The sequence below is a fragment of the Mycobacterium appelbergii genome, assembly GCF_032883035.1.
GTDB lineage: Bacteria > Actinomycetota > Actinomycetes > Mycobacteriales > Mycobacteriaceae > Mycobacterium > Mycobacterium appelbergii.
Window position 1 is genome coordinate 212,977 of record NZ_JAMQTH010000006.1, and the last position, 26,748, is coordinate 239,724.

31 protein-coding genes are annotated in these 26,748 nt (G+C 66.3%); 12 read left to right on the forward strand and 19 right to left on the reverse strand.

The genetic code is table 11. The annotated features are described in order from the left end of the window. Positions 1-22 precede the first annotated feature (22 nt). Together M1247_RS15430 and M1247_RS15435 are read right to left on the reverse strand one after the other, a co-directional pair. A complete protein-coding gene (locus M1247_RS15430; protein ID WP_317157222.1) occupies positions 23-307 on the reverse strand; it encodes a DUF3159 domain-containing protein in 285 nt (94 codons plus the stop codon). Beyond that, positions 282-500, reverse strand: a complete 219-nt coding sequence (locus M1247_RS15435; RefSeq protein ID WP_317157223.1) for a DUF3159 domain-containing protein — start codon at positions 498-500, stop codon at positions 282-284. The genes M1247_RS15430 and M1247_RS15435 overlap by 26 nt, the downstream gene beginning before the upstream one ends. An 84-nt stretch (positions 501-584) precedes the next feature. Here M1247_RS15435 and M1247_RS15440 point away from each other — a divergent pair, with 84 nt between their 5' ends. Both M1247_RS15440 and M1247_RS15445 read left to right on the forward strand, forming a co-directional pair. Next, positions 585-1,511 (forward strand): NADP-dependent oxidoreductase, encoded by a 927-nt coding sequence (locus M1247_RS15440; RefSeq protein ID WP_317157224.1) that lies wholly within the window; start codon positions 585-587, stop codon positions 1,509-1,511. Further along, complete coding sequence (locus tag M1247_RS15445; protein WP_317157225.1) at positions 1,508-2,254, forward strand: SDR family oxidoreductase; 747 nt, start codon at positions 1,508-1,510, stop codon at positions 2,252-2,254. Before M1247_RS15440 ends, M1247_RS15445 begins: the two co-directional genes overlap by 4 nt. Before the next feature lie 62 nt (positions 2,255-2,316). Here the strand turns inward: M1247_RS15445 and M1247_RS15450 are convergent, their stop codons facing one another. The 3 genes from M1247_RS15450 to M1247_RS15460 all read right to left on the reverse strand — a co-directional run bounded on the left by M1247_RS15450 (position 2,317) and on the right by M1247_RS15460 (position 7,056). Beyond that, entirely contained in the window at positions 2,317-3,324 is a 1,008-nt protein-coding gene (locus tag M1247_RS15450; protein WP_317157226.1) for an esterase family protein, read from the reverse strand. Between the two features lie 166 nt (positions 3,325-3,490). After that, a complete protein-coding gene (locus M1247_RS15455; RefSeq protein ID WP_317157227.1) occupies positions 3,491-4,891 on the reverse strand; it encodes a mechanosensitive ion channel domain-containing protein in 1,401 nt (466 codons plus the stop codon). Continuing rightward, the gene (locus M1247_RS15460; protein WP_317157228.1) at positions 4,888-7,056 is read right to left on the reverse strand and encodes an adenylate/guanylate cyclase domain-containing protein; all 2,169 of its coding nucleotides are present in this window, start codon (positions 7,054-7,056) and stop codon (positions 4,888-4,890) included. The genes M1247_RS15455 and M1247_RS15460 overlap by 4 nt, the downstream gene beginning before the upstream one ends. Before the next feature lie 94 nt (positions 7,057-7,150). On the opposite strand from M1247_RS15460, the gene M1247_RS15465 reads away from it, so the two are divergent. Beyond that, positions 7,151-7,594 (forward strand): DUF1810 domain-containing protein, encoded by a 444-nt coding sequence (locus M1247_RS15465; protein ID WP_317157229.1) that lies wholly within the window; start codon positions 7,151-7,153, stop codon positions 7,592-7,594. A 3-nt stretch (positions 7,595-7,597) separates the two neighbouring features. Here M1247_RS15465 and M1247_RS15470 read toward each other — a convergent pair whose 3' ends face one another. From M1247_RS15470 to M1247_RS15500, 7 genes are all read right to left on the reverse strand, one after another. Beyond that, on the reverse strand, positions 7,598-8,917 hold the full coding sequence (locus tag M1247_RS15470) for an alpha-amylase family protein (protein WP_317157230.1): 1,320 nt from the start codon (positions 8,915-8,917) through the stop codon (positions 7,598-7,600). Next, positions 8,910-9,392: a nucleoside deaminase gene (locus M1247_RS15475; RefSeq protein WP_317157231.1), complete on the reverse strand. Its 483-nt coding sequence runs from the start codon at positions 9,390-9,392 to the stop codon at positions 8,910-8,912. The genes M1247_RS15470 and M1247_RS15475 overlap by 8 nt, the downstream gene beginning before the upstream one ends. A 10-nt stretch (positions 9,393-9,402) precedes the next feature. Continuing rightward, complete coding sequence (locus tag M1247_RS15480; protein ID WP_317157461.1) at positions 9,403-11,073, reverse strand: tetratricopeptide repeat protein; 1,671 nt, start codon at positions 11,071-11,073, stop codon at positions 9,403-9,405. Continuing rightward, entirely contained in the window at positions 11,018-12,148 is a 1,131-nt protein-coding gene (locus M1247_RS15485) for a hypothetical protein (protein ID WP_317157232.1), read from the reverse strand. Before M1247_RS15485 ends, M1247_RS15480 begins: the two co-directional genes overlap by 56 nt. A 28-nt stretch (positions 12,149-12,176) precedes the next feature. Continuing rightward, a complete protein-coding gene (locus M1247_RS15490; protein ID WP_317157233.1) occupies positions 12,177-12,758 on the reverse strand; it encodes a TetR/AcrR family transcriptional regulator in 582 nt (193 codons plus the stop codon). 100 nt (positions 12,759-12,858) lie between these two features. Further along, complete coding sequence (locus tag M1247_RS15495) at positions 12,859-13,437, reverse strand: ATPase (protein ID WP_317157234.1); 579 nt, start codon at positions 13,435-13,437, stop codon at positions 12,859-12,861. A gap of 4 nt (positions 13,438-13,441) precedes the next feature. Continuing rightward, positions 13,442-13,831 carry a TA system antitoxin ParD family protein gene (locus M1247_RS15500; protein WP_317157235.1) on the reverse strand — a complete coding sequence of 130 codons (390 nt, stop codon included), beginning with the start codon at positions 13,829-13,831 and terminating at the stop codon, positions 13,442-13,444. Between the two features lie 88 nt (positions 13,832-13,919). Here M1247_RS15500 and M1247_RS15505 point away from each other — a divergent pair, with 88 nt between their 5' ends. Beyond that, positions 13,920-14,558, forward strand: a complete 639-nt coding sequence (locus M1247_RS15505) for a DUF5701 family protein (RefSeq protein ID WP_317157236.1) — start codon at positions 13,920-13,922, stop codon at positions 14,556-14,558. Between the two features lie 37 nt (positions 14,559-14,595). Further along, positions 14,596-15,222, forward strand: a complete 627-nt coding sequence (locus M1247_RS15510) for a PaaI family thioesterase (RefSeq protein ID WP_317157237.1) — start codon at positions 14,596-14,598, stop codon at positions 15,220-15,222. On the opposite strand, the gene M1247_RS15515 is transcribed toward M1247_RS15510, so the two are convergent. The 5 genes from M1247_RS15515 to M1247_RS15535 are packed head-to-tail and all read right to left on the reverse strand — an operon-like array spanning position 15,219 to position 19,008. Beyond that, positions 15,219-17,216 carry an FUSC family protein gene (locus M1247_RS15515; protein WP_317157238.1) on the reverse strand — a complete coding sequence of 666 codons (1,998 nt, stop codon included), beginning with the start codon at positions 17,214-17,216 and terminating at the stop codon, positions 15,219-15,221. The two genes, M1247_RS15510 and M1247_RS15515, sit on opposite strands and share 4 nt — an antisense overlap. A gap of 59 nt (positions 17,217-17,275) precedes the next feature. Further along, complete coding sequence (locus tag M1247_RS15520; RefSeq protein ID WP_410506875.1) at positions 17,276-17,602, reverse strand: ScnB; 327 nt, start codon at positions 17,600-17,602, stop codon at positions 17,276-17,278. A 4-nt stretch (positions 17,603-17,606) separates the two neighbouring features. Next, complete coding sequence (scnC, locus tag M1247_RS15525) at positions 17,607-18,290, reverse strand: thiocyanate hydrolase subunit gamma (RefSeq protein WP_317157463.1); 684 nt, start codon at positions 18,288-18,290, stop codon at positions 17,607-17,609. Next, a complete protein-coding gene (locus M1247_RS15530; protein WP_317157239.1) occupies positions 18,287-18,586 on the reverse strand; it encodes an SH3-like domain-containing protein in 300 nt (99 codons plus the stop codon). The genes scnC and M1247_RS15530 overlap by 4 nt, the downstream gene beginning before the upstream one ends. Further along, positions 18,583-19,008: an SH3-like domain-containing protein gene (locus M1247_RS15535; RefSeq protein WP_317157240.1), complete on the reverse strand. Its 426-nt coding sequence runs from the start codon at positions 19,006-19,008 to the stop codon at positions 18,583-18,585. The genes M1247_RS15530 and M1247_RS15535 overlap by 4 nt, the downstream gene beginning before the upstream one ends. A gap of 109 nt (positions 19,009-19,117) precedes the next feature. Here M1247_RS15535 and M1247_RS15540 point away from each other — a divergent pair, with 109 nt between their 5' ends. Next, positions 19,118-19,831: an EthD domain-containing protein gene (locus M1247_RS15540; RefSeq protein WP_317157241.1), complete on the forward strand. Its 714-nt coding sequence runs from the start codon at positions 19,118-19,120 to the stop codon at positions 19,829-19,831. A gap of 28 nt (positions 19,832-19,859) precedes the next feature. Then, a complete protein-coding gene (locus tag M1247_RS15545; protein WP_317157242.1) occupies positions 19,860-20,615 on the forward strand; it encodes an enoyl-CoA hydratase/isomerase family protein in 756 nt (251 codons plus the stop codon). A 23-nt stretch (positions 20,616-20,638) separates the two neighbouring features. Here M1247_RS15545 and M1247_RS15550 read toward each other — a convergent pair whose 3' ends face one another. Together M1247_RS15550 and M1247_RS15555 are read right to left on the reverse strand one after the other, a co-directional pair. Continuing rightward, the gene (locus M1247_RS15550) at positions 20,639-20,860 is read right to left on the reverse strand and encodes a (2Fe-2S)-binding protein (RefSeq protein WP_317157243.1); all 222 of its coding nucleotides are present in this window, start codon (positions 20,858-20,860) and stop codon (positions 20,639-20,641) included. Further along, positions 20,860-21,504 carry a fatty-acid--CoA ligase gene (locus M1247_RS15555; protein ID WP_317157244.1) on the reverse strand — a complete coding sequence of 215 codons (645 nt, stop codon included), beginning with the start codon at positions 21,502-21,504 and terminating at the stop codon, positions 20,860-20,862. Before M1247_RS15555 ends, M1247_RS15550 begins: the two co-directional genes overlap by 1 nt. A 240-nt stretch (positions 21,505-21,744) precedes the next feature. Here M1247_RS15555 and bfr point away from each other — a divergent pair, with 240 nt between their 5' ends. From bfr to M1247_RS15580, 5 genes are all read left to right on the forward strand, one after another. Next, positions 21,745-22,224, forward strand: a complete 480-nt coding sequence (gene bfr / locus M1247_RS15560) for a bacterioferritin (protein ID WP_317157464.1) — start codon at positions 21,745-21,747, stop codon at positions 22,222-22,224. Positions 22,225-22,360: 136 nt separating this feature from the next. After that, entirely contained in the window at positions 22,361-24,421 is a 2,061-nt protein-coding gene (locus M1247_RS15565; RefSeq protein ID WP_317157245.1) for an MDR family MFS transporter, read from the forward strand. A gap of 42 nt (positions 24,422-24,463) precedes the next feature. Then, on the forward strand, positions 24,464-24,946 hold the full coding sequence (locus tag M1247_RS15570) for a carboxymuconolactone decarboxylase family protein (protein ID WP_317157246.1): 483 nt from the start codon (positions 24,464-24,466) through the stop codon (positions 24,944-24,946). Between the two features lie 21 nt (positions 24,947-24,967). Further along, positions 24,968-26,338, forward strand: a complete 1,371-nt coding sequence (locus M1247_RS15575) for a type I glutamate--ammonia ligase (RefSeq protein ID WP_410506876.1) — start codon at positions 24,968-24,970, stop codon at positions 26,336-26,338. Positions 26,339-26,381: 43 nt separating this feature from the next. Next, on the forward strand, positions 26,382-26,747 hold the full coding sequence (locus tag M1247_RS15580) for a VOC family protein (protein ID WP_317157248.1): 366 nt from the start codon (positions 26,382-26,384) through the stop codon (positions 26,745-26,747). Position 26,748: the final 1 nt, after the last annotated feature.

Consider the following 26,748-nt stretch of genomic DNA (forward strand, 5'->3'; position numbering starts at 1 on the left):
GATGCGCTCAACCCTGCCGGGCTCAGGTTTGTTCCCGGGCCTGCATCCGTTCTTTATCCCACCTGGCACGTGCGCGGGTGGCCACCACGAACGTCGCAGCGACCAGGACCGCGGTCAAAATCAGCGAAACCACCGTGTCAACGGCCTTGGCGACGTCGACGGACATCCCGAAGATGATCGTCAGGCTGACTGCCATCCCGACGAACAGGCCGACGCCCCACATCGCTGAGAGCGCAACGTGCACCCGGTGCTTGAAATCACTCTCGCTCGGGTCCTGATCGTCATCGGCGGGCCTTGACCGCGTCATAACTGACCTTCGCGCCCGCGAGCACCGTGGCGGTCAGCAGCGCGACATACTCCGACACACCGGTGGCCCGCAATCCGTAATAGGCGATGAGCGGCGGTGCCACATCGAGGAGGACGGATCGCAGAATCGGCCGCAATGACCTTGGCTCGGCAGCAGACTCAGATTGTGCGACAGCCTGCACCGGTTCACTCACCGTCGCCAAAGTATGTGGAGTACCTGGGCGATTCCTGGGAATGAAATCGGGAATAGACGCTCGGGCAGCCCGGTCGTAGTTGAGATGAGCAGAGCAGTGCAGTTCGACGATTACGGCGGTATCGACGTCCTTCAGGTCCGCGATGTGCCACGCCCCGTCCCGGCTGACGGCGAGGTTCTCGTCGAGGTCAAGGCCGCGGGCATCAATCCGGGGGAGGCGATGATCCGCCGCGGTGCGATGCACGATCGTTGGCCGGCGTCATTCCCCTCCGGTCAGGGCAGTGATCTGGCGGGTGTGGTCGCCGGACTCGGTGCGGGTGTGACCGGATTCGACATCGGGGACGAGGTACTCGGTTTCGCTGAGCAGCGGTCCAGCCAGGCCGAGTACGTGACGGTACCGGCCCGACAGTTGACGGCCAAGCCGCCCGCCGTCCCGTGGGAGGTCGCCGGGTCCCTGTTCGTCGCAGGCACCACGGCCTACGCCGCGGTGCGTGCGGTGAACCTGGCCGATGGGGACGTGGTCGCGATCGCCGGCGCAGCGGGTGGCGTCGGCTCGATTGCGGTACAACTGGCCAAGCGGACCGGGGCGAATGTGCTCGGGATAGCTGGTCCAGCCAACGATGAGTGGCTCACCACGCACGGTGCCGGTCCGGTGAACTACGGTGACGGCCTCGCGGACCGGTTGCGTGCTGCCTCCCCGTCTGGGCGGGTCGACGCCTTCCTCGATTTCTTCGGCGGCGGTTACGTGGCACTGGCGGTCGACGAATTGGCGGTATCGCCAGAACGCGTCGACACCATCATCGATTTCGCTGCTGTCGAGCAGTTCGGTGTGCGCAGCGCCGGCAACGCCGACGCATCGGACATCGCCGTGCTCGCCGAGCTCGCCGATCTCGTCACCACCGGAGAACTCGAGATTCCGATCGGTGGCGTGTACGCCCTCGACGATGTGCAGGCCGCCTTCACCGAACTCGAAGCGCGCCACACCAGAGGGAAATTGGTGTTGCGGCCGTGAGCGCGCAGAGCCTCACGGGCAAGGTGGTGGCCATCACCGGTGCCAGCAGCGGCATCGGCGAGGCGACGGCACGGCTGCTCGCGGCCCGCGGCGCAGCCGTCGTTCTCGGTGCCCGCCGGGGCGACCGGCTGGAGCGGATCGCCGAGGAACTGCGCGCCACCGGCGCGAGCGTGACGGGGTGCGTCACCGATGTCCGCCGCGTCACCGACCTGGACCGGCTGGTCGAGCGGGCGGTGGAGAGCTTCGGGCGGCTCGACGTATTGGTGAACAATGCCGGGATCAGCAAGATCGGACCGCTCTCCGACGGGGATGTCCCCGGTTGGACGGCGATGATCGATGTCAACCTGCGCGGCGTGCTCCACGGCCTCGCCGCGGCCATGCCGGTATTCCGCAAACAGGGCGACGGTCATTTCGTGACGACGGTGTCGACGTCCGGCCTGAAGATCGTGCCCACCCAGGCGGTTTACGCGGCAACCAAGAATGCGGTGCGGACGTTGTTGGAAGGGTTGCGTCAGGAGTCCACTGACGGCGTCATCCGCACCACGTCCATCTCACCCGGTTACGTGCGTACCGAGCTCGCCGGTTCCATCGACGACCCGGCGGTGCGCGCCCAGGCCGTGGCGAACATGGCCGAATTCGGCATTCCGCCGGACGCGGTCGCCCGGGCCATCGCCTTCGCGATCGAGCAGCCGCACGATGTCGAGATCGGCGAGATCACCATCCGTCCCACCGTTCAGGGCTGACGCGGAAAGGCAGGAAGCCTGCCGTTGGGGGTAACGGCAGGCTTCCCGGGTGGGTGGATCTTCTAGGTGGCGGACTGGGCGCCCAGCACCCGCTGGATGTCCGGCTTCATCTGCAGCAGTTGCTGTCCCCAGTAATTCCACGCATGCGTGCCGTTCTGCGGGAAGTTGAACACCCCGTTGTTGCCACCGGCCGCGATGTAGTTGTCACGGAACGTGACGTTGGTCCGCAGGGTGAGGCCTTCGAGGAACTGCGCGGCCAACAGGTTGCCGCCGGAGGTTCCTGCGTCCAGATCCGATGGGGTACCGGTACCGCAGTAGATCCAGATCCTGGTGTTGTTGGCGACCAGCTGGTTGATGTTCACCATCGGGTCGTTGCGCTTCCAGGCCGGGTCGGTTGCCGGACCCCACATGCTCTCGGCGTTGTAACCACCGGCATCGTTCATGGACAGGCCGATCAGCATCGGCCACCAACCCTCGGAGGGGTTCAGGAAGCCCGAAAGGGTTCCGGCGTAGATGAACTGCTGCGGATGATAGATCGCGTAGGTCAGCGCGGCGCTGCCTGCCATCGAGATGCCGACGACGGCGTTGCCGGTCTGCGACACACCACGATTCGACTCCAGCCAGGTCGGCAGTTCCTGGGTCAGGAAGGTCTCCCACTTGTAGGTGTAGTCCTGCCCGTTGCCCTTGGACGGCTGGTACCAGTCGGTGTAGAAGCTGGACTGGCCGCCGACCGGCATGACCGTGGACAGACCCGAATCGTTGTACCACTCGAATGCCGGCGTGTTGATATCCCAGCCGTTGAAGTCGTCCTGGGCCCGGAGGCCGTCGAGCAGGTAGACCGCGTGCGGTCCGCCGCCCTGGAACTGAACTCGGATGTCGCGGTTCATAGATGGGGAGAACACGTCAAGGTATTCGACGGGCAGGCCCGGCCGCGAGAATGCTCCAGCGGTCGCCGACCCCCCGGCAAAACCGATCAACCCGGGCAGGGTCACTGCCGCAACGGCTCCCACCACAAGTCGGCGCAGCAGTGACTTCGCTGAAGCACCGCGCGTATTCCTCTTGAACTTCATAACGGCAACCAACCCACCTTTCGTCGCATGCCACAAGCAATTGCCGTCGCTTTGCCTGCAAAGTGAATCACGAGCCACTTCAGTCACAGTGGTCACAACACGGCGAACCAGATCGCGGTTGGCTAACGATTGCGACTCGACGTCGAGACCGTCGTCGTGCGCCGCTCTAGTTGTCGACGGACGACAGTGCCCGTCGGGCGTTGGCTCGGCGTTCCCCGATCACCCGGCCGATCTCGTGCAGCAGCATGGGATTTCGCGAAACCAGCGTCTCCAGGTATTCGCGCTTGACCTGCAGTACCGCAGTCTCCTCAAGTGCGTGGGCCGAGGCCAGCGCATTTTCCCGGGTAAGTGCGGTCTGCCCGAGGAATTCCCCGTCCTCGAGTACGCGGACCGGAACCGCGGCGCCGTCCACTCCGATCACGGTCACCTGCACCCGACCGTGCACGATGAAGCGCATCTGCGTGGGTACCTCACCGGCGATCTGAATGGCTTCCTCAGCGCCGAAGCGGGCCAAGGTGGCGTGGGCGAGCAGTTCGGTCTGCTCGGTGTGGCTGAGTCGCAGGGTCGGTGCCATCTGCCGCACGGCCTTCGTCAAGCGCTCTGGCGTGGTGAAGTCGTCGGCAACGTTGTCGAGATGCAGTCCGGCGCGACGTGACGCGTACCAGATCCAGCGCAAGAAAGTGGACCGGGCGGCGCCGTCATCGGCGGGTGAGCGTAGCGGAATCGAGGTTCGGTATTGGTTGCCGCCGAGCGGGACTGCCTTGGGAGCCGCACGGCCGCGTCGTTGCGGCAATGCCGCGGCCACCCGGGTGAGCAGGGCGCACACCTCGTCGGGTGGATCGGACGAGGCGAAGACACTGACAATCGACAGCGAATGCGATGACGGCGGACGGCTCAGATTCGTGAACGACGCGCCCGCCAACACCGAATTGGGCATGATCTGCAGGCCGCCGCCGGTGTCGATATGTGTTGCGCGCCAGTTGACCTCGACCACCCGACCGCGGGCCGACGGGGTGTCCAGCCAGTCGCCGAGCTGGAACGGCTGTTCGAACAACAACAGCAGACCGGAGATGATCTGGCCGACGGCGTTCTGCAGGGCCAGGCCGAGCACGATCGAAGTGACGCCCAGTGCGGTGAACAGGCCGCCGACGTTGGCTCCCCAGACGTAGGCGAAGATCATGCCGACGCCGATCGCGATCAGTGCGAAACGGGCCACGTCGAGGAAAATCGACGGAATCCGCTTGCGCCAACTGCCTTCCGGTGCACCTTGGAACAGCGTGGCGTTGAGCCCGGACAGCAGCAGGATCATCACCACGAAACCGAATGCGGTGGCCACAATCCGCACGGTGGTCGCCTCTGCCGAGATGTCGCTGCCCTTCACCAACAGGATCAGCAGGGCCCCCAGCGGGAGGATGTAGTTGCGCAAGAGGCCTATCGGGCGGGCCAGGTAGCTGCCACGCCGGGCCAGCGTGTTGTGCAGTTCGGTGAGCACGATCAGCCCGATCGGCAGGCCGATCCCGACCGACAGTGCCCAGTAGAACCAATCGGCGTTCAGCACGCTGCTCACGCCTGACGCTCCGTCAGACGCCAGATCTGCTCCTCGGCGTCACCGACGGTGACGGTTCCCGCAGCGGTGTACTGACGCGTGTCCCGCGTGACATCGTGCACTCTGCCGCTCACATAGACACCGGACGTCGGGGTGCCGCTCTGCACCTGGTGGGCCAGATCCACGGCGGATCCCCACATGTCGTAGGCCAGGCTGGACCGACCGACCAGGCCGCTGCTGACGGTGCCGGTGTCGATGCCGGCGCGCAATCGCAGTTCGTAACCGGACTCGCTGCGGAACCGGTCCACGATGCGTTGCATCTCGACGGCGAAATCCACTGTGCGTCGGACGTTGTCGAGCCTGGGCACGGTCAGGCCGCAGCTGGCCAGGTAGCCGTTGTGCAGGGTACGCACCTGCTCGATGCCGAGATCCTCTGCGGCCGCGTCGAACTGGTGAACCAGCTTGTTGACGATCGCCAGCAGTTCATCGGAGTTCAGCTCCGCGGACAATTCGTCGAGCCCGATGAAGTCGGCGAAGATCACGGTGACATTCTGGTGATCCTGGGCGATGTTGTCCTCACCCTCACGGTACCGCTGGACCACCGACTCCGGCATCATCGTCAACAGCAGCCGGTCATTCTCCCGACATTGTTCGGCGAGTAGATCTTCCTTGATCCGCAGGTTGCGGCTCATCTCGTTGAAAGCGACCGTGAGATCTCCGAATTCGTCCCGGGAGCGTACGGGTAGCGCGATTCCGTAGTCACCGGCGCTGATCTGCAGGGCGCCCGCCTCGAGCCGGCGAATGGGTCGAACGAAGAACCTCGCCAACAGAATTGCAGCGATGCACACCACGAAGATCATCGCCACGGTGGACAGCACCAGTGTCCGGGTGAACGCCGCCACCGGCGCGAAGGCCTCGGCGGTGTCGATCTTGGCGACCACGCCCCAATCCAGTCCCGCGAGATCGATCGGGGCATAGGCCTGCAGTGTCTCGTTACCGAGATAGTCGGTCTCGATGATGGTTCCGGTCTGGCCGCGTTCGGCCAGCTGCGCGGCCTGATCGCGGACCGGCTGTACCAATGTGGTTCCGCCCTGTCGGATGGATTTCTCGGCGACATCCGGTGGGGTGCCCGCATCGATGACCTGCTGTTTGAATTCGTCGCGGTTCTCGATGAACAGCCGCGAATCCGAGCGCATGAGACTGTCCGGACCGACCAGGTATGTCTCGCCGGTCTTGCCGAGGCCGTCGTGCTCCCACTGCCGGTCCATTGTCATCACCCGGTTGACCGCGGTGATCGGGAACTGCAGTGCGAGAACACCGTCGAGGTGACCCCGGCTGCCGATAGGGGAGATCATCCAGGCGGTCGGGGTATCGGCGGGCTGGTATTCGCCGAAGTCGGTCACCCCGACGTAGTCAACCGCGTTGGAATCCAATGCCGCCTTGTAGCCCTCGGCCAGGTTGCCGCCCTTGTACGGTCCGCTGTAGATGTTGGTGCCGAGGTCCGGGCCCTTGTACGCGGTGTAGACCACATTGCCTCTGGTATCGAGCAGCAGCGCATCCTCGAACTTGAACCGGGTGACGATCTCCCGGAAGAAGTCGTTGAACCGGGCGTTGGCCGCCGACCATGCGCTGCCGTCCGGGGCATCGTCGTACTTGATCGCAACGTCCCAATTGGTGAAGGGCGCGGTATAGATCGCCTGGAGGTATTTCTGGGCGTTCGATGCCGGCAGCAGCGCGCCGATGTCGGTCTGGTTGCCGGACTGTTCGGATTCGGCCTTGGTGAATTGGTTCTGGTAGTAGTCGACAATCGACTTCTGCTGCGGGGGGCTGATGGTGGCGTCGGACAGCTGATCGAAGCCGGCGGTGAAGGCCCGGGCCGCGTCGACTGCCGTCGTTCCCCTGGTGTAGACGACGAGGGAATCGCGCAGGTAGCGGAACTCGGCCTCGAGCTGGCGTGCCTGGGACGCCCTGGTCTCGGTCAACCGGTCGAATACCGACTCGCGCAACGAACTCCGGCCCGACTGATAGCCGATGAAGCCGACCACCGCGGCCGAGAGCACGCTGGTGATGAGCAGCATCGCGAGCAGTTTCGACTGGATGCTGATCCGGGACAGCACGCGGCGCCGCGGATATTTCACTTTGCCGGTGGGCACCTCGGTGGTGGGCATTTCAGAGGTCATTGTCATGTCAAAAAGAAACATTAGCTGGACCTTTGAGACGACCATGGGCTTTGCGGTCAATTTGTCGTCGGCGCCGCGGGAATGTGCCACATTCGAAGGCATGGCCGCCGAGAATGATCCTTTTGATCTCCACCGCTTCATCGAGGCGCAAGACCGGGTTTATCCGACTGTGCTGGCGGAGTTGCGCAGTGGCGAGAAACGCAGTCATTGGATCTGGTTCGTGTTCCCGCAGCTGCGCGGGTTGGGCAGGAGTTCGACCGCGTACCACTACGGCATCTCCTCGCGCGATGAGGCGTATGCCTATCTACGTCATCCGACGCTGGGGGAGCGGTTGCGGGAATGTGGCCGACTGGTCGCCCAGATCGACGGTCGCACGGCCGAGGAGATCTTCGGCATGCCCGACTGCCTCAAGGTGCGGTCGTCGATGACGCTGTTCGCCGAGGTGGCTGCGGGCACCGCCGAAGACGACACCGATTTCGTGACGGTGCTCGACCGGTTCTACGACGGCCAACCGGACGCGGCGACGCTGGAATTACTGGGCTGAGTATCAGTGGGGCTCGATGATCAGCCAGCCGTGCGGACCGATCTCGGTTTCGACGATGCCGGCCTGCGGCGGGGCGCCCGACCCGGCGATCACCTGCCCGGATGTCATCCCGAGCTCGGGTAGTGACAGCCGCAGCACGGCGTCGTCGGCGTTGAGCGCGATGACCAGAGAGTCGGGGCCGGCATCGGTGCGGTACACGTACTGGGTATTGGTCAGCGTGAGTGCCGTGGTCCTGGCGGTGTGCAGCCACGAATATCTACGCCTCAGTCCGATCAGGTACTGGTGCAGCCGGATCACATCTGCCGTGGACGGATCGGCATCGCCGGGGCTGGACGCGAATTCGGGGCGTACCGCATCGTCGCCCCCGCGGCGGTCCTCCTTGACGCCGCGAAACCCGGATTCGTCCCCGGCGTAGACGCTGGGGGTGCCGCCGATGGTGAGCAGGATGACGAGAGCATGCTCGAGGTGGCGGGGTTCGAGCAGCTGGCTGGCGATGCGGGTCACATCATGGTTGCCCAGGAACGTCATCGGCACGAATGTCCCGAGGAAGTCGCTGTGCCGCTGCAACGCCCAGTCCAGTTCGTGGAAGTTGGCGTCGTTGAGGCTGCTCCAGATCGCCTTCCAGAGTTCGTACTGGGTGACCGAGTCGAACGTGGCGGCGCTGACCGTGGCGGGGTAGTCGCCGTGGATGACTTCCCCGACGAACCACGCCTGGTCGAACTCGCGGCGGACCAGCGGCAGCACCGCCGCCCAGAACCCGTCCGGCACCGCGTACGCCGCGTCGAGCCGCCAGCCGTCGGCGCCACGCCCCAGCCAGTGCCGCATCACCGCGGCCGTGTACTCCACGACCTCGGGATTGTCGTGGTTGAGCGCAATCAGTTCACCGTGGCCTTCGAACGTGTCGAAGTCCGACTCGCCACGCCGGCGGAACCACGCCGATGCCGGGTGTCCCGGTCCTCCCTCGAGCGCTTCGCGGTATCGGCCGAAATCGGTACCGACGTGGTTGAACACACCGTCGAGCAGCAGTCGCAGGCCGCGTTGACGGGCCTGCTCCACCAGTTCGTCGAAGTCGGCGTCATCGCCGAGCCGGGGGTCGAGCCGGAAGTGATCGGTGGTGTCGTAACCGTGTGTGCGGGAACTGAAGACCGGCCCCAGTGCGATGCCGGACGCGCCGAGTTCCACGGCATGGTCCAGCCATTCGACGATCCGGCGCAGCCGGTGCTCAGCGGCGGTCGGTGGCGGATCGGCCGGGAACGCGCCGACGAATCCCAGCGGATAGATCTGCCACCAGATGGCGTGGGTCACCCAGGCCGGCTCAGACATGCGCGAACTTCGCGGCGTACAGCGCTTTCATCGGCTCGGTGAGTTCGGGGGCGGGCCCGTCCACGTCGATCGCAGGCGCGACGGTCGTGATCGGCAGCGGCGCCACCGGAGCCGGGGGCGCGTCCCACTCGGTGAGCCAACCGCTCAGTTGCGCCGACGACGTGGCGTAGACGATCCGGCCGAGACCCACCCAGGCGTGCCCCGCGGCGCACATCGGGCAATGCTCACCGGAGGTGTAGACGGTGGCGCGGGCGCGTTGCTGCGGGGTGAGATGCTCGACGGCCCAGCGGGCGATCGCGAACTCGGGATGCCGCGTGGCGTCGCCGTCCTTCACCCGGTTGCGGTCCTCGAAGCGGACACTGCCCGCCTCGTCGACCAGAATCGACCCGAAGGGTTCGTCGCCGTCGTCGAGAGCTTCGCCGGCGAGTTGAACGCACCTACGCAGGTGGTTGAGGTCGTCGTCGCTGATGGCCACAGCCCGGAGTTTACGCGCGGTCCGCGCCGTCGAGGCGGCACGCGCAGGAAGCGTGGATCGGTACGTCGGTGCGCGCCCGCGCCAGTTCCAGTTGCCTGCCGATGATCACGGCCTCGGCGTCGCGGCCCAGCCGCCGGAGGCATTCGTGGTAGCCGTGCAGGCTCCACACGTTGTTCGGGTGCCAGCTGGAGCGGCTCAGCGTCGGGTCGAGGCCGAGGTCGGCGGCGTACACCCCGGCGGCCTGTTCGACGTGCCCCTGCTCGAGCAGCAGGGCGCCGTAGGCGTGCCGGGTGGGCTGCATCCACCCCCACGGTTCGTCATAGGGCAGCGCGTCATCGAGCTCGATCGCCCGGCGCAGGTGGTCGAAGGCACGCTCGTGATGGCCTTCGCGGTAGGCGATTTCACCGTCGAGCATCGCGCCGGCGATCGCGAGGATGTCGAGGGAGGTGTTGTTGAACAGATACCGGGTGTCCGGAATGCGCTCATAGGCCGCGACGAAAGCCGCACGCTCGGTGTGCGCCTGAGCCAGTCGGCCTTGTGCGGCATGGGCAACGCCGCGACCGTAGTGGATGGTGGCGGTGGTGGTGCAGTACAGCGCGGGATCGGCAGGCAGCGGCTCGGCTGCCAGGTCGTCCCAGCGGCCGAACCGCACCAGCACGTGAATCCGCAACGGTACGAAGGCTTCCAGCCAGTCCGCCATGGGTGGTGACTGGACCGACAGCAGCTCGGGGGTGAGTTGGCGGGACAACTCGTCGGCGGCGCGCAGCGCGATCTGTGAACTGCCCTGAAACATCGCGGAGTACACCACGAAGTGCAGGTCGTGCGCGCGGTAGAGGGAGTAGAAATTCAACGGGCCCTCGCGCTCGACGAACTCTCTGTCCGCTTGCACCGCATCGAGATTCGAGTTCACGGAGCTGCGATAGTCGCCGCACAGGACGTCGATGTGGCTGGGCATGTGTCGCAGGTGGCCTGCATCGGGCACCAGCCCGCGCAGCAGATCCGCTGCGGGCAACGCATCCTGCGGCGTGGTCGACATCTCCATGGTGTGCAGGTAGAGGTGCAGCACTCCCGGGTGTTCGCGCCCGGCCACGGTCCCCAGCGCGTTTTCGAGGATCCGCCTGGCCTCGTGCACGCGGGAACCCGGTGCGGGGTCGCCGGTGCGCCCGTCCCACAGCGCCCACGCGGTGACGTTCACCAGGGCATCGGCGGCCAGGGCCTGTACATCGACGTCGTCGGGGTAGGCGCGCGCCAGGGTGGCCATGGCGTCGGCGTAACCGGCGTGGCCGGCCGCCAAACCCTCGCTATCGGCGGGGTCTGCGGTCGGAAAGCGTTGCCGCAACGCTGAAATCAGGTCACGTTCCACAGCCGACGCGCGACCACGGTCGGCCAGCTCGAGCTCGGCGCGGGCCCGTGCCAGTGAGGTGGCCAGATCGACGGGGTCGAACGCCTCCCAGGCCTTGTTGTAGTTGGGGCCGACCGAGTACGCGATACCCCAGTGGGCGATCGCCAGGTCGGGGTCGAGTTCCAGGGCCCGCTCAAAGCAGCGGATGGACTCTTCGTGGTTGAAGGCATACGCCCAGATCAGGCCACGGTCGAACCAGACCTGGGCCGGCGCCGACGGGGTGTCAATCGGCCGGTGATAGGACCCCAGGTCGTAGTACGGCTCGGTTTGCTCCCGCAGATCGGTCACGGTTCGCACGATAGTTGACTATTCGGCCCGGTGAGAAGCGTTGCAGCCACTGCTGAGTGGAATCGGCGATCGGCCGCAGCCGCATGAACGTGCCCAGCATCGCGAGCAGGCAACCGGCGGCCGCCCAGATCGTCAGGGTGGCAAAGGGCGTCAGTGCGCCATGACCGTCGAAGTACTCGATGCTGCGCAACAGCGACACTCCGGAGCCCTGCGGCACCACGTGGTTGAACGCGGTGTAGAAGCCGGACAGCAGTGGCCGGCCGACCGGGCCTGCCGCGGCGGCGTTGCCGACGATCACCAGGAACGCGGTCAGCACCATCGAGGCGACGGTGCCGAACGCGGCGGCGACACCGGTGACCGCTCCGCCGACCGCCATCGAGTACAACCACAGCGTGCCGAACACCTGCCAGGGGTGGCCCGTGAGCGCCCCCAGCGCCATATCGACGTAGCCGGTGACCACGCCTGCCAGCAACGCCGAGTAGGCGGTGAGGGTGACGGTGCGCAGCGCCAGGGTCACCGGCCTGCGCACGGAGCCGACCATGCGTCCGAAGGCGGCGGCTCCCACCGAGGCCCCGATGGAGACGAAGATGATGGCGTAGAACTCGACGGTGCCGGACGGATCGCCGGCCGATGTCGGCGCGATGTCGGTGACGGTGGTGGCCAACCCCGTCTGGGTTCCGACTGTGCGCCCGACAGATTCGGCCGCGGCGGCGACGCTGCGGCCGCCGCCGCCCGCGACGTAGACGTTCATGTGGCCCGGGGCGTCGACGACCAACGCGGCGTCGGCGGTGCGGTGCAGAATCCGATCGCGGGCAGCGTCGTCGTCACCGACCTCGGTGATCTCGAGCGCGGGCTGGCCGCGCAGTTGGTCGACCATCGGCTGGGGCGCGACGACCGCCACCGACAGGTTGTGCAGCACGGGTTTGGCGAATGCACCGGAATAGCTCGCGGTCATTGCCAGGACCAGCATGGTCAACGCCACCATGGCCATGACCACATTGCGGGCCTGGGCGCGGGTGACGTGCAGTCGGGGATGAGCAAGTTCGGGGGCCTGGTGTCTGCCCATGGGCGTGGACCTTTCGGGGATGAGTGGTTCAGGGGAGTGTCAGCAGCGCGTTCACGGTGTCGAATGCGGCGGCCACCCGGTCCCGCAGATCGCGCGCGTCGCCGGCGACGTCGGTGTCGGGCTCTTCCATCCAGTTCCGCAGCACTTCGGTGAAGCCGCCCACGAGGAAGCGGGTGACCGCCTCGGGGGTCAGGCCGGCGATGGGCGCCACCACGGCGACGCCCTGCTCGGCGATCTCGGCGCACGCGGGTGTGAGTTGAGCGCGGAACGCGTTGACCACGCGTTGGGTCACCGCGCTGGGTACCACATTGCGGTACATCGCGCGGTGCTCACCGGCGAAGTCGAACAGCCGCACGATGCGCGCGCGGGGATCACCGTAAAGGTCCGCGATCACCTGGGCGAACTCCGCCGCGAACGCGCTGGCAATGGCATCGTCGCGATCAGAGAAGTGCTGGTAGAAGACCTGACGGCTGACTTCGGCGCGAGCCACGATGTCGCTGACGGTGAGTTCGTCGACCGCACGTTCGTGGGCCAGTGCAAAGGAGGCTTCGCGCAGTCGGGTGCGAACCCGCTCGGCTCGGGGGTCTGCGCTGTGGGTGCGGGCTGCCATGAATCAACACTCTAGGACACTTCGTAGACAGATGACCACGACTGCATAGGTTATCTAAGGCACTCCGTGTGACCGGGTGTGACGGCCGTCGCGCGGCCCCTCAGTGGGGCCAGCGCTGCGGCAGTGGCGGCGGCGTCCACTCCGGCCAGGTGGGTGACCCGAGGGCCACGCCGCTGTTGAATCGCGCGACGATGCGCGGACCCCGGTGACGGGAATTGTCGTACGCGGTCGCGATGTCGGCGCAACTGACAGCGTCGGCGACCAGCGGCCACAGGCGGTGGTGGCGCTGGCGGATCTTCTCCTCGGGGACGTGGTGCCCACCGGCCAGTACGCGATGGCGAACCCGTTGGACAGCAAGGTCTTCGGGTATGAGCAGGGCGTGGACCACCACGGTGTAACCGGCGGCATGGGCCTCGTGGATGAGATCGAGTTTGGAGGGATGGGAGAACACGGTCTCGGCGATGAACGGGCGGCCCATCTCGATGAGCGTCGCGCGTGTCTTGGCGGCGATCCTGGCCGCATCGTAGGAGTGCGCGGCGGCGTCCGCGGGCCAGCGTTGTCTGGCGATCTCGTCGGCATTGACGAAGGCGCACCCCGGCAGCAGCGGTGCGAGCGTCACCGCAACGAACGTGGATTTTCCGGCGCCGTTGGGACCAACCACGACGTCGACACGCTTCACCGTGTCAGGGCCGGTTGGGCGCTACCACCGTCGACGAACCGTCGGGCCGGTGCTCGACGATGTTGCCGGCGTCATCGAGTGCCACGGTGGTGACCCCCTGTGCGGCCAGCAGATCGCCGTAATGGGTGCGGGCCAACTGTTCCTCGATGGCGGCCGAGATCTCGGCGTTGAACACCACGCCTTCCTCGACGGACAACTCGCTCATCGCGAGATCGCCGTTCAGTGCAGCCTCGACCCGGCGCCGCGACGCGGCATGCTGGCTGGACACCGCCCGGCCCACGCGGGCCCAGTGGTCGAGCTGTTGTTTGGCCGACCGGCTCTGACGTGCGCCTTCGGAGGCTGCGCTGTCGAGCAGGTCTGCGGCAACCCGTGTCACGCGGTCGGGACTGGGCATCGCCGTGCACCTCCTGTAGCAATCTGAAACCCACTGTAGCAAATTGCTACACCGGAACGCATCGTGCGCCTGCGTCGTTGAGGAAGCCATGCCCACCGCCACGCCGTCAACCCTGCCCGCCCTGCCGCCGGTGGCTGAACAAGCCGAACGGTGGATCGCTCTCGGGCTGCGTGCGGAGACGTTGCAGGCGGTGACCGACCGGGCCGACGACACCGGTGCGCTGCTGGTCGTGCATCCCGATCTGATGCCGGCCAGCGTGCTGGCGCCGATGCTGTCGATCCGGGGCAAGGCAGGCTTCGTGGTCGCCGATATGACCGATGTCGACGATTTCGCACCGATCCCGTCGGTCTCGGTGCCGGAGGCCGCGGCATATCTGGTGTCCGGGCTGGATCGTGGCGACGACATGGCCAACTGGTCACCGGACGAAGCCCTGCCCGCGATTCTCGCCGCGGGGCGTACCCCGCTGACACTGAGCGAGGGACTGCAATGGGTGTTGCAGCAGCCCGACGCACTCCAGCGGGGGCACTGCTTCATGACGATCGCGTCCCGGCTCAGCAAGCCGGACGGGTCACTGGATGCGCGGACACCGGCACTGTGGATCAGCAACGGCACCGGGCGCGACGGCGCCGCCAATCGCAACGCGCCCAAGGTCGGTTGGTGCTGGGCCGGGAACCGCCACACCTGGCTCGGCTTCGCCTCGGCCGGCCTGCGGGCCCTGCCGGGGTGATTCGACACCGCCGGTGCAACATGTTCTAGTTCTTCCCATGCCGGGTTTCACCCATGTCGAAGGTCTGACTTCCGCTGACGTCGAGCGCCTGCGGGCGGTCTACCAGCCGTTGGCCGAGTCGGTGCGGCAGTTGATCGACGCGACGATCCGCTCGGAAGTGGATGCCGACGAGGTGGCGGCGGTCAGGGCCGAGATCGACGCTGCGACCGCGAGGCTGCAGGCCAAACAGATCGATGGCCCGTTCGGGGTTCAGTACACCTCGGACGGCGACCGGATGCCCTGGGGCAACCCGGCGATCGGCCTCCGCAATCCGATCGCGCCTCCACTGTTGCTGCACAAGGACAATGGTGCCGTCCGGACCGACTTCCACCTCGGCGCCGCCTACGAGGGCCCACCCGGTCACGTACACGGTGGCATGGTGGCGATGGTGCTCGACCACGTCCTGGGTGAGGTCGCCGCCAGCGACCCGTCGAGCCCGCGGTTCACCGGCACCCTGACCATCCGGTACCTGCGGGCCACCCCGCTGGGAAATCTGCATGCCGAGGGCCGGATCACCCGCACCGACGGCATCAAAGCCTTTGCCGCAGGACATGTCTCCGACGGGCAGGGCATCACTGCCGAAGCCGAGGGCGTCTTCATCCTGCCCAAGTGGGCACGCGGCTAGCTGCCCTCGGCCGCGGGCTCGACACGGTCCACGGCGATATCGGCCAGGCTGCGGGTGATGGTGGACAGCTCGGCAACCAGGATGCGCGCCGCGCCGTTGTCGGCGGCCAGCGTCGATGCCACCTCGTGCACCCGGTGCAGTGCGTTCGACAGTTCACCGGTGTCCAGGCTCCACGGAACCGCCGGGCTGGGCGGGGCACCTCGCAGCACCTCCACGTAATCGTCGACGGCAGCGATGAATTCGCCGTGCAGAGCCGATGACGGATGGGTGGGCAGGCTGTTCTCCAGCGTCGTGCAGGCGCTGGTCACCGAATTCAGCGCGGTGCGGTATGAGCGCAGCCAACGCCGCAGACCGGGGGAGTCGAGCCGTGCCGCGCCCCACGCCGCCTCGAACGCGGCGCGGGCGCGGAACGCCCGTTGCCACGCCGCAGAGAGTGTCTCGGCCGGGTGACCCACTTCGTGGACGAAAGCCTTCACCACGAATGCCGCGTAGTCGATTTCGGTCATGAGCAACTCGCCCGCCCGCTGCCGCAACCGGATCAGGGCGTGATCAGGCAGCAGGACATGGGCTACCACCGCCAGGCCGCCCCCGATCGCCACGCCGAACAGCCGGTCGCCGCTGCCGGGCCAGTCGGCCACCCCGCCGACGCCGATGACGAAGACCACTACGGTGCCCACCGCCACACCGACCGCAAGATAGCCGAACCGCGCGACCGCGTAGGCCAGCCCCACGAACACCGCTGCGCACACGGCCGACAAGATCGGCATGGGTGACCAGAAGGCGGTCACCACCGCCGCGATGATGATGCCGGCGGCCAGTGCTGCCATCCGCCCGGCACACCGGGTGTAGGTGTGGGCGGTTTCGGGTCGCAGCACCACCAGCACCGTCAGTGCGATCCAGTAGCCGTGCTCAAGCCCGGTGAACCGGGCCAGCGCGGTGGCGACCGCGGCTGTGACGGCCAGCCGGATGGCGTGACGCAGAATCGGTGAGGTCCACGTGAGATGGGAACGCACCACCGCGGGTGCGGCGGCCACCAGGGTGATCAGGTCGGGTCGGTGTAGCTGGCCGAACCGCAACACCGCGGCTTCCCGCAGTTGATCGGACAGTCGTTGTGCGCGTGGGGCTTCGGGACCGGCGATTGCTGCGACGGCGGCATCGACCCTGACCAGTGCGTGTTCGGCATCGCGGCGCGCGGTGTGCCCCTGGTCGGCGATCGCGTCGAGCAGCACTGCGGCAGCGGCCAGTACCTGGGCCACCCCGGTGTCACGGTCGCCGTCGGTGGTGGAACGCAGCGAAACCAGGGTCGCCGCGATCCGCTCGGGGAGCCGGAAACCGCCGTGGTAGGCGCGCGGCCGCTGGCTCACCTGACTGTCGGCGAATACTTCGCGCAGCCAGGTCAGCGGGGCATCGTCGATATCTGCCGAGCAGTCGGCTGCCACGGTGCGCGCATCGGTGGCCAGCGATCGGTAGGCGCGGGTCAATCCTTCCCGCTGCGTGCGCCACCGGCGCGGCGGCCAGACCGCGATGAGCAGTGCCTGCAGCACGCCCGCCACGAACACCAGGATGGGCGCGAGCACGGCATTGCCCAGCGAGGGGACGGTGGCCGGGGCGATCACCAGGAGTGCACTGGCCGCCGATGCCACGAGTCCGGCGTTGGCGCCCAGCGACCACTGCATGCCCGCGGCAAAGCACCACAGCGCCACCACAACGACGAATACCAGGTTGTGCGAGCCGGCGAGCACCCCGAGCAGCACTGCGATCGCCAGTTCCAGTGACGCGGTGACGATCAACGGCACCCGGCCGCCGGGGCTGCGTTGCAGGGCAATGGCGCCGGCGATCACCCCGGCGGCGACCGTCCACATGGCTGTGGCGCCGGACCCGCACCACAGCGCCACCGCGGCCATCGCGAGCACGCCGGTCAGGCTGCGCGCCACCGCGCCCGCGTCGGGGGTGGTGAGCCGCAACGCGTCGGCTGCTTGTCCGGCCGTCTGCACCCATCCATTCTGGCGCTATGTGGGCCGATACGGGGCCAACGTCGGTGACGTGGCGCGGATCAGGTGCGGTTGAGCCGCTCCCGGATCGCGGCCATCCGGTCCTGCAGTTCGCCGGGACTGAACGCGCCGCTCTCCATGAGCTTGTGGGCGGTCACGATCACCGACCGGGCATGCACGGGAAATTCGCGGTAGGTCGTCTCACCGAGTTCATCCTCGGCGTGCCGCCGCTCCAGGTTGTCCAGCGCACCGCGCCAGGACAGGCACTCGCACGTCGCCTGCGCCGCCGATTCCCAAGCGTCGGGTGCGCGGTCGGTCGCCGGAGATGCTGCAGTGCCGCCGTCGAGCGTGTCGAGCAATATCTGGTAACCGTCGGTGCTCATCTGCATCGACTCACCGCTGACCCGACGGTGGCGCGGATGCGGTCCAATCCACTTGGGGTACAGCGACTCCGATCATGGTATCCCGCGTGATGATCTCGGCGAGCTGCTCCTGGGGCCAGTCTTCGGTGCCGGCCGGACGCATCGGCATCACCATGAATCGCGATTTCTGGTTCGAATCGTGCACCCGGACCTCGACCTCGGGCCCGAAGTGCAGCCCGAACTCCGCCAGCACCTCTCGCGGCCAGCGCACCAGACGCCGCCGGTAGTTGGGGGTGCGGTACCAGTCGGGCGACATCCCCAGTACCGGGCGCGGGTAACAGGAGCACAGGGTGCACACGATGACGTTGTGCACCGTAGGCGTGTTCTCCAGAACGTAGAAGTAGGTGTAGTCGCTCGGCGTCCCGGCCCCGGTGGGGTCGAGCCAGTCGATGCCGACTTCCTTGCACGCCTCGGTGCCGTCGGCGAGCAGGCGCGCCTTGAAGTCCGGGTCGGTCCAGGCCTTGGCGACAAGTTTGGAGCCGCCGCTAGGCCCGATGGATTCCGCCCATTCGGAGAACCTGCGGTGGTCCTCCTCCGAGAAGAGGCCCTTCTCGACGGCCAGCTCTCGGACGGCCCGCTCCAGAATCTCGAATTCGCTGACCTGATCGGCAGATTGGATGGCGTCGTGCGCACCGTGGTCGTGGTCGTGGCTCATGCCGGTTCCAGCCATCGTTGGGACACCTCGGTCTCTAGAGTGTCGATGTCGAAGCCGGTGTAGTTGGGCCACAGGTCGACCTGGCGGAACCGCACCACGTAGAACGGTTCGAACCGGCCCCCGTGTTCAGCGTCGTCGCGCCCCCAGGCTTCGTCCTCAGGGATCACCCAGTCGGGTCGGTACTCGACGACCACTCCGGTCCTGCCCCGCGTGAATGCCTGGGTGCGGGTGTGGAAAAGCGTGGTGGCGTCGCGCACGGTGACACGATCGCCGATGGCGAATCTGCGTTCGCTCATGCCGGTCCCTTCAATCTTTCCCTCACCTCGTCGATCTTCGCGGTCAATTCGTCGGGGGTGATCAGCCCCTTGTTGATCAGGACCTTGGCGGCCACGGTCGCCCAGCGGGCGTAGTAGGGCAGACCGAAGTACAGGGTGGCGCCCAGGTCGTTCTCGGCCCGACGGCGCTCTTCGGAGTTCCAGGTGCCGCGCCACCCGAGGCACTCGCACGTCACGTAGGTGTCCATCTCCCACTGCTCTTCGGGCTTCTCGGTGAACGGAACAGGTAGATCGGGTTGGCCACCCACGTCGTGCAGCACGTGCCGCAGCGCTTCGTAGAGTTCGTTGGAGATTTCGTACGGCGAATCCAACGGTGCGCGGAACACCGGGGCGAGGTCGGCGACCCGGCTCGCGACATCGTCGAACTGGTGTGGTGTGGCCATCACTGCCTCTCACCGCGAGAGTGCTTCGCTGGTGATTGCAAACGCTAATATGTGAATGTCGGGCCCGTGGCGAAAGTGATGAATCACGTGCCCGTTGTAGGTTCGGGGCGTGGAAAAAGTCATCGTCACACTGCGGGCGGCCGAGGCCGACGAACAGTGGTGTACCCGGTTACGTACCGAAGTCGGCGACAAGCTGCTCGACGCCGGTTTGGCCGGCTTGACCGTCAACGTGCGCGATGACGCGGTGCGTGATTCGTTGATGACATTGACCACCCTGGACCCGCCGGTGGTTGCCGTGGTCAGCCTTTGGGCCCAGCAGTACTACGGCGCCCAGGTCCGCGAATGCCTCGATCTGCTTGCTGCCGAAGGGGATTCGTCGGCGGCCTACCTGGTCACCGAGTCGGTGCCGCTGCCTTCGCCGCTGAGCGGCCCGGGGGAGCGGACCGACGGGCTGGCCAACATCGCGCTGTTGCGCAGGCCGGCCGGGCTGGACCGGGACACCTGGTTGCGGCGCTGGCATATCGATCACACGCCGGTGGCGATCGAAACCCAGGCCACGTTCGGGTACACCCAGAACACCGTGGTGCGGGCACTGACTCCCGATGCGCCCGAGGTGGCGGCCATCGTCGAAGAGTTGTTCCCGTTGGCGGCGGTGTCGGATGTGCACGCGTTCTTCGGCGCCGCCGACGACGACGATCTGGCCGACCGCATGCGGCGCATGGTGGCCAGCACCGACGCGTTCGGCGCCAGCACCAACGTCGACACCGTGCCGACCAGTCGCTACTGCTTGCGTAGCCCGTTCATCCCACCCGCCGGTCCATAATGGAACGTGTTCTAGTTACGCTGCAGCGATGACGCTCCAGATCGCGGACGCCAACCGGGTACGCACGCTCACCTTCAACCGGCCGGAGGCACTCAATGCCTTCAACGAGGCCCTCTACGACGAGACGACCGTGGCGTTGCATGCCGCCGCCGAGGATCCCGAGGTGGCCGTTGTCGTACTGACGGGGGCGGGCCGGGCGTTCAGCGCGGGCAACGACCTCGTCGAGATGCAGGCCCGGATCACCAATCCCGATTTCACGCCCGGTGAGCACGGCTTCTACGGGATGATCGAGGAACTGACAGCATTTCCTAAGCCGCTGATCTGCGCGGTGAACGGGGTCGGGGTGGGCATCGGAGCCACCATCCTGGGATTCGCGGACCTGGCGTTCATGTCCACGACCGCGCGGCTGAAGTGCCCGTTCACCAGCCTCGGCGTGGCGCCCGAGGCTGCCTCGTCGTATCTGCTGCCGCGGTTGGTCGGCAGGCAGAACGCCGCCTGGCTGCTGATGTCCTCGGAGTGGGTCGGCGCACAGGAGGCCCGTGAGATGGGGCTGGTGTGGAAGGTCTGTGAACCCGACGATCTGCTCGCCGAGACCCGTCGGCATGCGGAAATTCTTGCCGCCAAGCCCATTTCGAGCCTGCAGGCGGTGAAGAAGACGATGGTCGCACCCATTCGCGACGAGATCGTGGCGGCTACCGAACGCGAGAAGGCGTTGTTCGTCGAGCTGGTGGGCACGGCCGCCAATGCCGATGCCCTGGCGGCCTTCACCGACCGCAAGGGCTGAAACCGGAACCTGGGGGCGGGCGGCTAACTCCTCGCCCGGGACGGGCACCCGTTGAACGGCGTGGGACAGCCGCCGACCGGATGTGCCTGGTGGGCGGCGATTATCGCGCGGATCGTGCGCCGGCACCGGCCACAGTCCCCGCCGGCACCGCACACGTCGGCGACCTCCTTGGAGGTGCTGGCCCCCGACGCAACGATGTCGTTGACGGCTTGGCTGGTGGTTCCGGTGCACAGGCAGACGAACATCAGCCCTCCGGCCCTTCGGCCTCGCCCACGGTCATGATGTGGGCCAACTTGCCGACGAAGAGGCTCGGGTAGGCACCGAAGCCGGCGTTGGTCATCCATTCCGCGGCCGCGTCGGGGTGATCGATCCATCGCCGTGCGCTGACCTCGTCCTCGACCTCCTGCAGGATCATCACTTCCTGGCCGTCGTCGAGCGCCTGGTACACCCACACTTTGCGGATTCCGCTGGTCTCGAATCGGGCGAGTCCGTCGTGCACCTTGCGCATCAGGGTGGGGACATCATCGACAGTGGCGATGGCGCCCACGATCACCCCGGCGACATAATCCTCGGGCGACGGCTCGGTCAGGTCGATCTTCTCCACGACCTCGCCACCGAAGATCGGCGGAATGTCCTCCACGCCTGATATGTCGAACCATTCGAAGATCGCCGGGGACCGCAAAACATCGCGAATAGAACGTGGATGCCGGATGCCGATCGTCACCAGGACCCGGCGAGGTTCCCATATCGAGCGATAAAGCACCACGTGGTGCGCGCCAATCGACATCAACCCCGAACGATGTTTCTTCATCCATTTCCACATCTGTTCGACATCATCGACCTGGAAATCGCATGAAAGAATGAGCGAGTGCAAATCGTACTCACCCATTACTTCCTGCCTTTCATGTCCACTCATCGATGGGTTAGCGCAGTCTAACCTTAGTTAGGACAGGCAGTCCAGTCTACGTGGCCACGGGTCGGTGAGTAGCGCTCCCGCGGTCCGGCAACACTCCGTGAATACGCGGCGATCGGCCGAAACTATTGCGCCATAGCGGCCTTTCTGCACTACATTGGGTGTGCACGGCAAACAGCAATACTTGATCAGCCCTCAAGGTGCCCAGGAGTGACGATGCAAGGCGACCCGGACGTTCTCAAATTGCTCAATGAGCAATTGACGAGCGAACTCACGGCCATTAACCAGTATTTCCTTCATTCTAAAATGCAGGACAACTGGGGATTTACCGAACTGGCCGAACACACTCGTTCCGAATCTTTTGAAGAGATGCGGCATGCCGAGGCAATTACCGACCGAATTCTACTTTTGGACGGGTTGCCGAATTACCAGAGGCTTTTTTCCCTGCGCGTCGGACAGACGTTGCGTGAACAATTCGACGCCGACCTAGCGATCGAATACGAGGTTGTCGCCCGACTGAAACCCGGCATCATCATGTGCCGGGAAAAACAGGATGCCGTCAGCGCGAACCTGCTTGAGACGATCCTGGGCGACGAGGAGGGCCACATCGACTACCTCGAGACACAGTTGGAGTTGATGGACAAGCTCGGCGAGGCGTTGTATGCCGCGCAGTGTGTTTCCCGCCCGCCCAAGTAGCGCTTGCGCGGTCAGATCTCAGCTGCCCCGGGTGGCCGGCCTCCGCCGGTTCCCCGGGGCAGTTTCGGTTGTGCTGTAACTTTCATAGTCTGCCTAACGATATTGGTCCTGAACCGGCAGCCTGAGAAAGGACGTCATGACGAGGCCACCAACGACCGCTGAGGAGCAATCGGGCGGGGTGCTGCTGAGCGTGCGCAAGCGCAACCTGGTGTTCCTCGCAGTTCTGCTCGGCATGCTCCTGGCCTCGCTGAATCAGACCATCGTCGCCACCGCACTGCCCACGGTCGTCGCAGACCTCGGTGGTGCGGGCCACCAGTCGTGGGTGGTGACCAGTTATCTGCTCGCCTCGACCGTGGTCACCGCGGTCGTCGGGAAGGTCGGTGACATCTTCGGGCGGAAAGCGGTATACCAGAGCGCGGTCGTGTGCTTCCTCGTCGGCTCGGTGCTCAGTGGTCTGTCGGGATCGATGGCCATGTTGGTGGCGTCGCGGGCGCTACAGGGGATCGGCGGCGGCGCGATCATGGTGACCTCGACGGCTCTGATCGGTGAGGTCATCCCGCTGCGGGACCGCGGGCGCTACCAGGGTGCGCTCGGGGCCGTGTTCGGCGTCACCACCGTGGCCGGCCCGCTGCTGGGCGGGTTCGTCACGGATCATCTCGGCTGGCGCTGGGCCTTCTGGATCAGCATCCCGGTCGGCGTCGTGGTCCTCCTGGTCGCTGCCGCCACGATCCCGGCGCTGGCTTCCCGTCCGACCCGCCCGGTGATCGATTACGCCGGAATCTTCTGGGTCGGCATCGGGGCGTCCGGGCTCACCCTGGCCACCAGCATGGGCGGGGATCTGGCGTGGACGTCACCCCTCATCATCGGACTGGTGATCGCGTCGATCCTGGCGCTGGCCATGTTCGTCCGGGTGGAATTGCGGGCAGCTGAACCCATCTTGCCGATGCGGCTGTTCCGGAATCCGGTGTTCACCGTGTGTTGCGTGCTGTCGCTGGTCGTCGGCTTCGCGATGCTGGGTGCGTTGACCTTCATGCCCACCTTCATGCAGTTCGTGGGAGGCGTTTCGGCTTCCGAATCCGGGTTGCGGACCATGCCGATGGTGATCGGGCTGCTGATCACCTCAACCGTCAGCGGCACCCTGGTGGGCCGCACCGGCCGCTACAAGATCTATCCGATCGCCGGTACCGCGATCATGCTGGTCGGCTTCGTGCTGTTGTCGCGGATGAACGCGGCAACGCCGATCCCGCTGCAGGCGCTGTACCTGTTCATCCTGGGTGCCGGTATCGGCATGTGCATGCAGGTGCTCGTCCTCATCGTGCAGAACACCTCGAACTTCGCCGATCTGGGCGTTGCGACATCCGGCGTGACGTTCTTCCGGACCATCGGCAGTTCTTTCGGTGCCGCCATCTTCGGCTCGCTGTTCGCCACCTTCCTGTCCGAGCGGCTGCCCGGCGCGCTGGCATCCAGTGGGGCGCCCGCCGTCGCGGGCGATTCGCCCAAGGCGCTGCACGAGTTGTCCCAGGAGGCTGCCGCGCCGATCGTGAACGCCTACGCCGATGCGCTGGACCTGGTGTTCCTGTGCGCCGCGCCGGTCGCTCTGCTCGGCTTCATCGTTGCGTTGTTCCTCAAGGAGGTCCCGCTGCAGGAGCTGGACGCCGCGATGGCTGCCGACCTCGGTGAAGGATTCGGCATGCCGAGCTCGGAGTCTGCCGAGGACGTGCTGGAGACGGCGATCAGCCACCTGATGCGCAACTCTCCGGAGATCCGGCTCCGGTCCGTCGCAGGCAAGCCGGGCTGCGAATTGGACGTGGTCCGATTGTGGGCGTTGCTGCAGATCTACCGCCAGCGACAGGTTTTCGGCTCGGCACGACTTGCCGAGATCGCCGAGCGGCTACGAGTTCCACACGAGCTGCTGGAGCCGACGTTCACCAGCCTGATCGTCGAAGGCTACGCACTGCGCACCGAGGACGAGTTGTGGTTGACCCAGCGGGGATCACGTCAGGTCGACGCGGTGTCGGCCGCGCTGGTCCGGCGGATCAGTGACAAACTCGCGACCTCACCGTCGTACAACATCCGTCCCGACCGCGCTCAGGTGGAGGCCGCATTGGAGCGCATCGCCCACCGGTCGCTTCTGCAACGTGACTGGGGTGACGACCGGGCCGAACTCGCCGGAGCCAAAGCCGCAGGAAACAACTAGAACCTGTTCCAGATTTGGGGGTGCGGGCGGTAGCATTCCGCCATGAGCCGCATTGGAGATTTTCCCGACGACGACGTCGCAGGCTGGATTCTCGCATCACCCGACATCGGTACCGCCATGGCCAACTTCACCAACGCGGTGTACACCAAGGGCAGATTGCCGATGCGGGTGCGTGAGCTGGCGCGCATGGTGATCGCGCTGGCCAACGAATGCACGGTGTGCCAGAACACCCGCGACGGCGAAGGCCAGGCCGCAGGAGTCGATGAGGAGCTCTACGAGCACGCCGCGCAATGGCAGACCTGGCCCGGCTACAGTCCGGCCGAACGGGTGGCCGCCGAGTTCGCCCACCGCTTCGCCACCGGGCACACCGAACTCCGCGACGACGAGGACTTCTGGGAGCGGGCCGGTGCGCATTTCACCCCCGAGCTGCTGACCGACCTGGCGCTGTCCTGTGCGATGTGGCTCGGAATGGGCCGGATGCTGCGGACTTTGGACATCGGGCAAAGCTGCAAGATCACGCTCTAGGCAGCGCCGCTGCGGCGCAGAATGGGGACTGTGAACTCCCACGCTGCCAAACCGCTGGCCGCTGCGGCCATCGCACAGCTCGAATCCGACGGGGTCGCGACGCTGATCGGCACGGTGGTCAACCCCGCCGGCCTGATCCACGCGAAAACGGTTCCGCTGCGCCGGATGGGCATCTTCGCCGACCCCGGCCTGGGAGCCAGCCCGGTCTTCCACGCGTTCACCATCGACCAGACCGGCATCGTCTTCAGCGACGCCATCAGCGTGGTGGGTGACCAGCGGATCCGTATCGACCTCGGCGCATTGCACATCCTGGGGGACGGACTGGCGTGGGCGCCCGGCGGTTTCTTCGGCCAGGACGGGACACCTGACCCTTACTGCGGCCGCGGTGTGCTGCAGCGGGTGCAGGACCGTCTGGCCACCGCGGAGATCACCGCGCTGGTCGGCCATGAGATGGAGTTCTTCCTCGTCGGCCCCGACGGCAGCCGGCTGCCGTCCTTGCTGTGGTCCCAGTACGGGCTGGCCGGCCTGCTGGAGTTCGAAGAGTTCGTCCGCGGCGTCACCAACGCGGCGACGGCCTCCGGCGTCGCCATCGAACAGTTCCACCCCGAGTACGGGGCCAATCAGTTCGAGGTCTCGCTGTCTCCGCAACCGCCGGTGACTGCGGCCGATCAGTTGGTCCTGATGCGCATCATCGTGGCCAGGGTCGCCCGACAGTTCGGGATGCGGGCAAGCCTGTCCCCGCTGCCGTTCGCGGGAAGCGTGGGTTCGGGGGCGCATCAACACTTTTCGCTCAGCAAGGGGGAATTATCCTTGTTCTCCGGCGGAGCCGGGGCGCGTGGGATGACGCCGGAGGGGGAGTCGGCGATCGCCGGGTTGCTCGCCGGGCTCCCTGCCGCCCAGGGCATCCTCTGTGGCTCAGTGCTGTCGGGCCTGCGCATCCAGCCCGGGCACTGGTCGGGCGCGCACAACTGCTGGGGTACCGAGAACCGCGAAGCCGCGGTGCGGTTCCTCATCGGCGGTCCGAGCAACCCACATGGCGCCAATGTCGAGGTCAAGGTGATCGACCCGTCGGCCAACGTCTACCTCGCCACGGCGACCATCCTCGGGCTGGCCCACCACGGCATCGAGCGGGAACTCGAACTTCCTCCGGAGACCACGGTCGACCCGGCCACCCTCAGCGATGCGCAACGCGACGCGAACAACATCACGCTGCTACCCAGTCGGCAGTCGGAGGCCCTGGCCGCACTCGATGACTCGGCATTGCTGCGCGGCGTGCTGGGCGACGAACCGGTCGCCGCGGTGCTCGCCGTCCGCAGATATGAGCAGGAGAACTACGGCGGACTACCGCCCGAGGAACTGACCGAGAAGTTCCGCATGGCCTGGAGCGTCTAGCCGGCCGGGTTTCGGCCCAGCCCACAATGGCAATACGAGCCACGTGATCGGAAAGCTACGTTCCACTGTCCTGGACTGCAAGGACCCGCACTCGCTGGCCGCGTTCTACGCCGAGCTTCTCGGAGGCGAGGTGGCCGCCGAGGACGACACCTGGGTGGTGCTGACAGACCCGGGGGGCAGGCGGTTGGCCTTCCAGCATTCCCCGCAGCACCAACCGCCGAAGTTCCCCGATCCCGCCGGGTCGCAGCAGTTTCACCTCGACATCCACGTCGACGACCCGGACGCCGCCGAGCGACGGGTGCTGGCGGCGGGAGCGACGCGGGTCACCGATGCGGTCGGCGAGACGTCGTTCCGGGTGTTCCGCGACCCGGCCGGGCACACCTTCTGTCTCGTCTGGGGAACTGACTGAC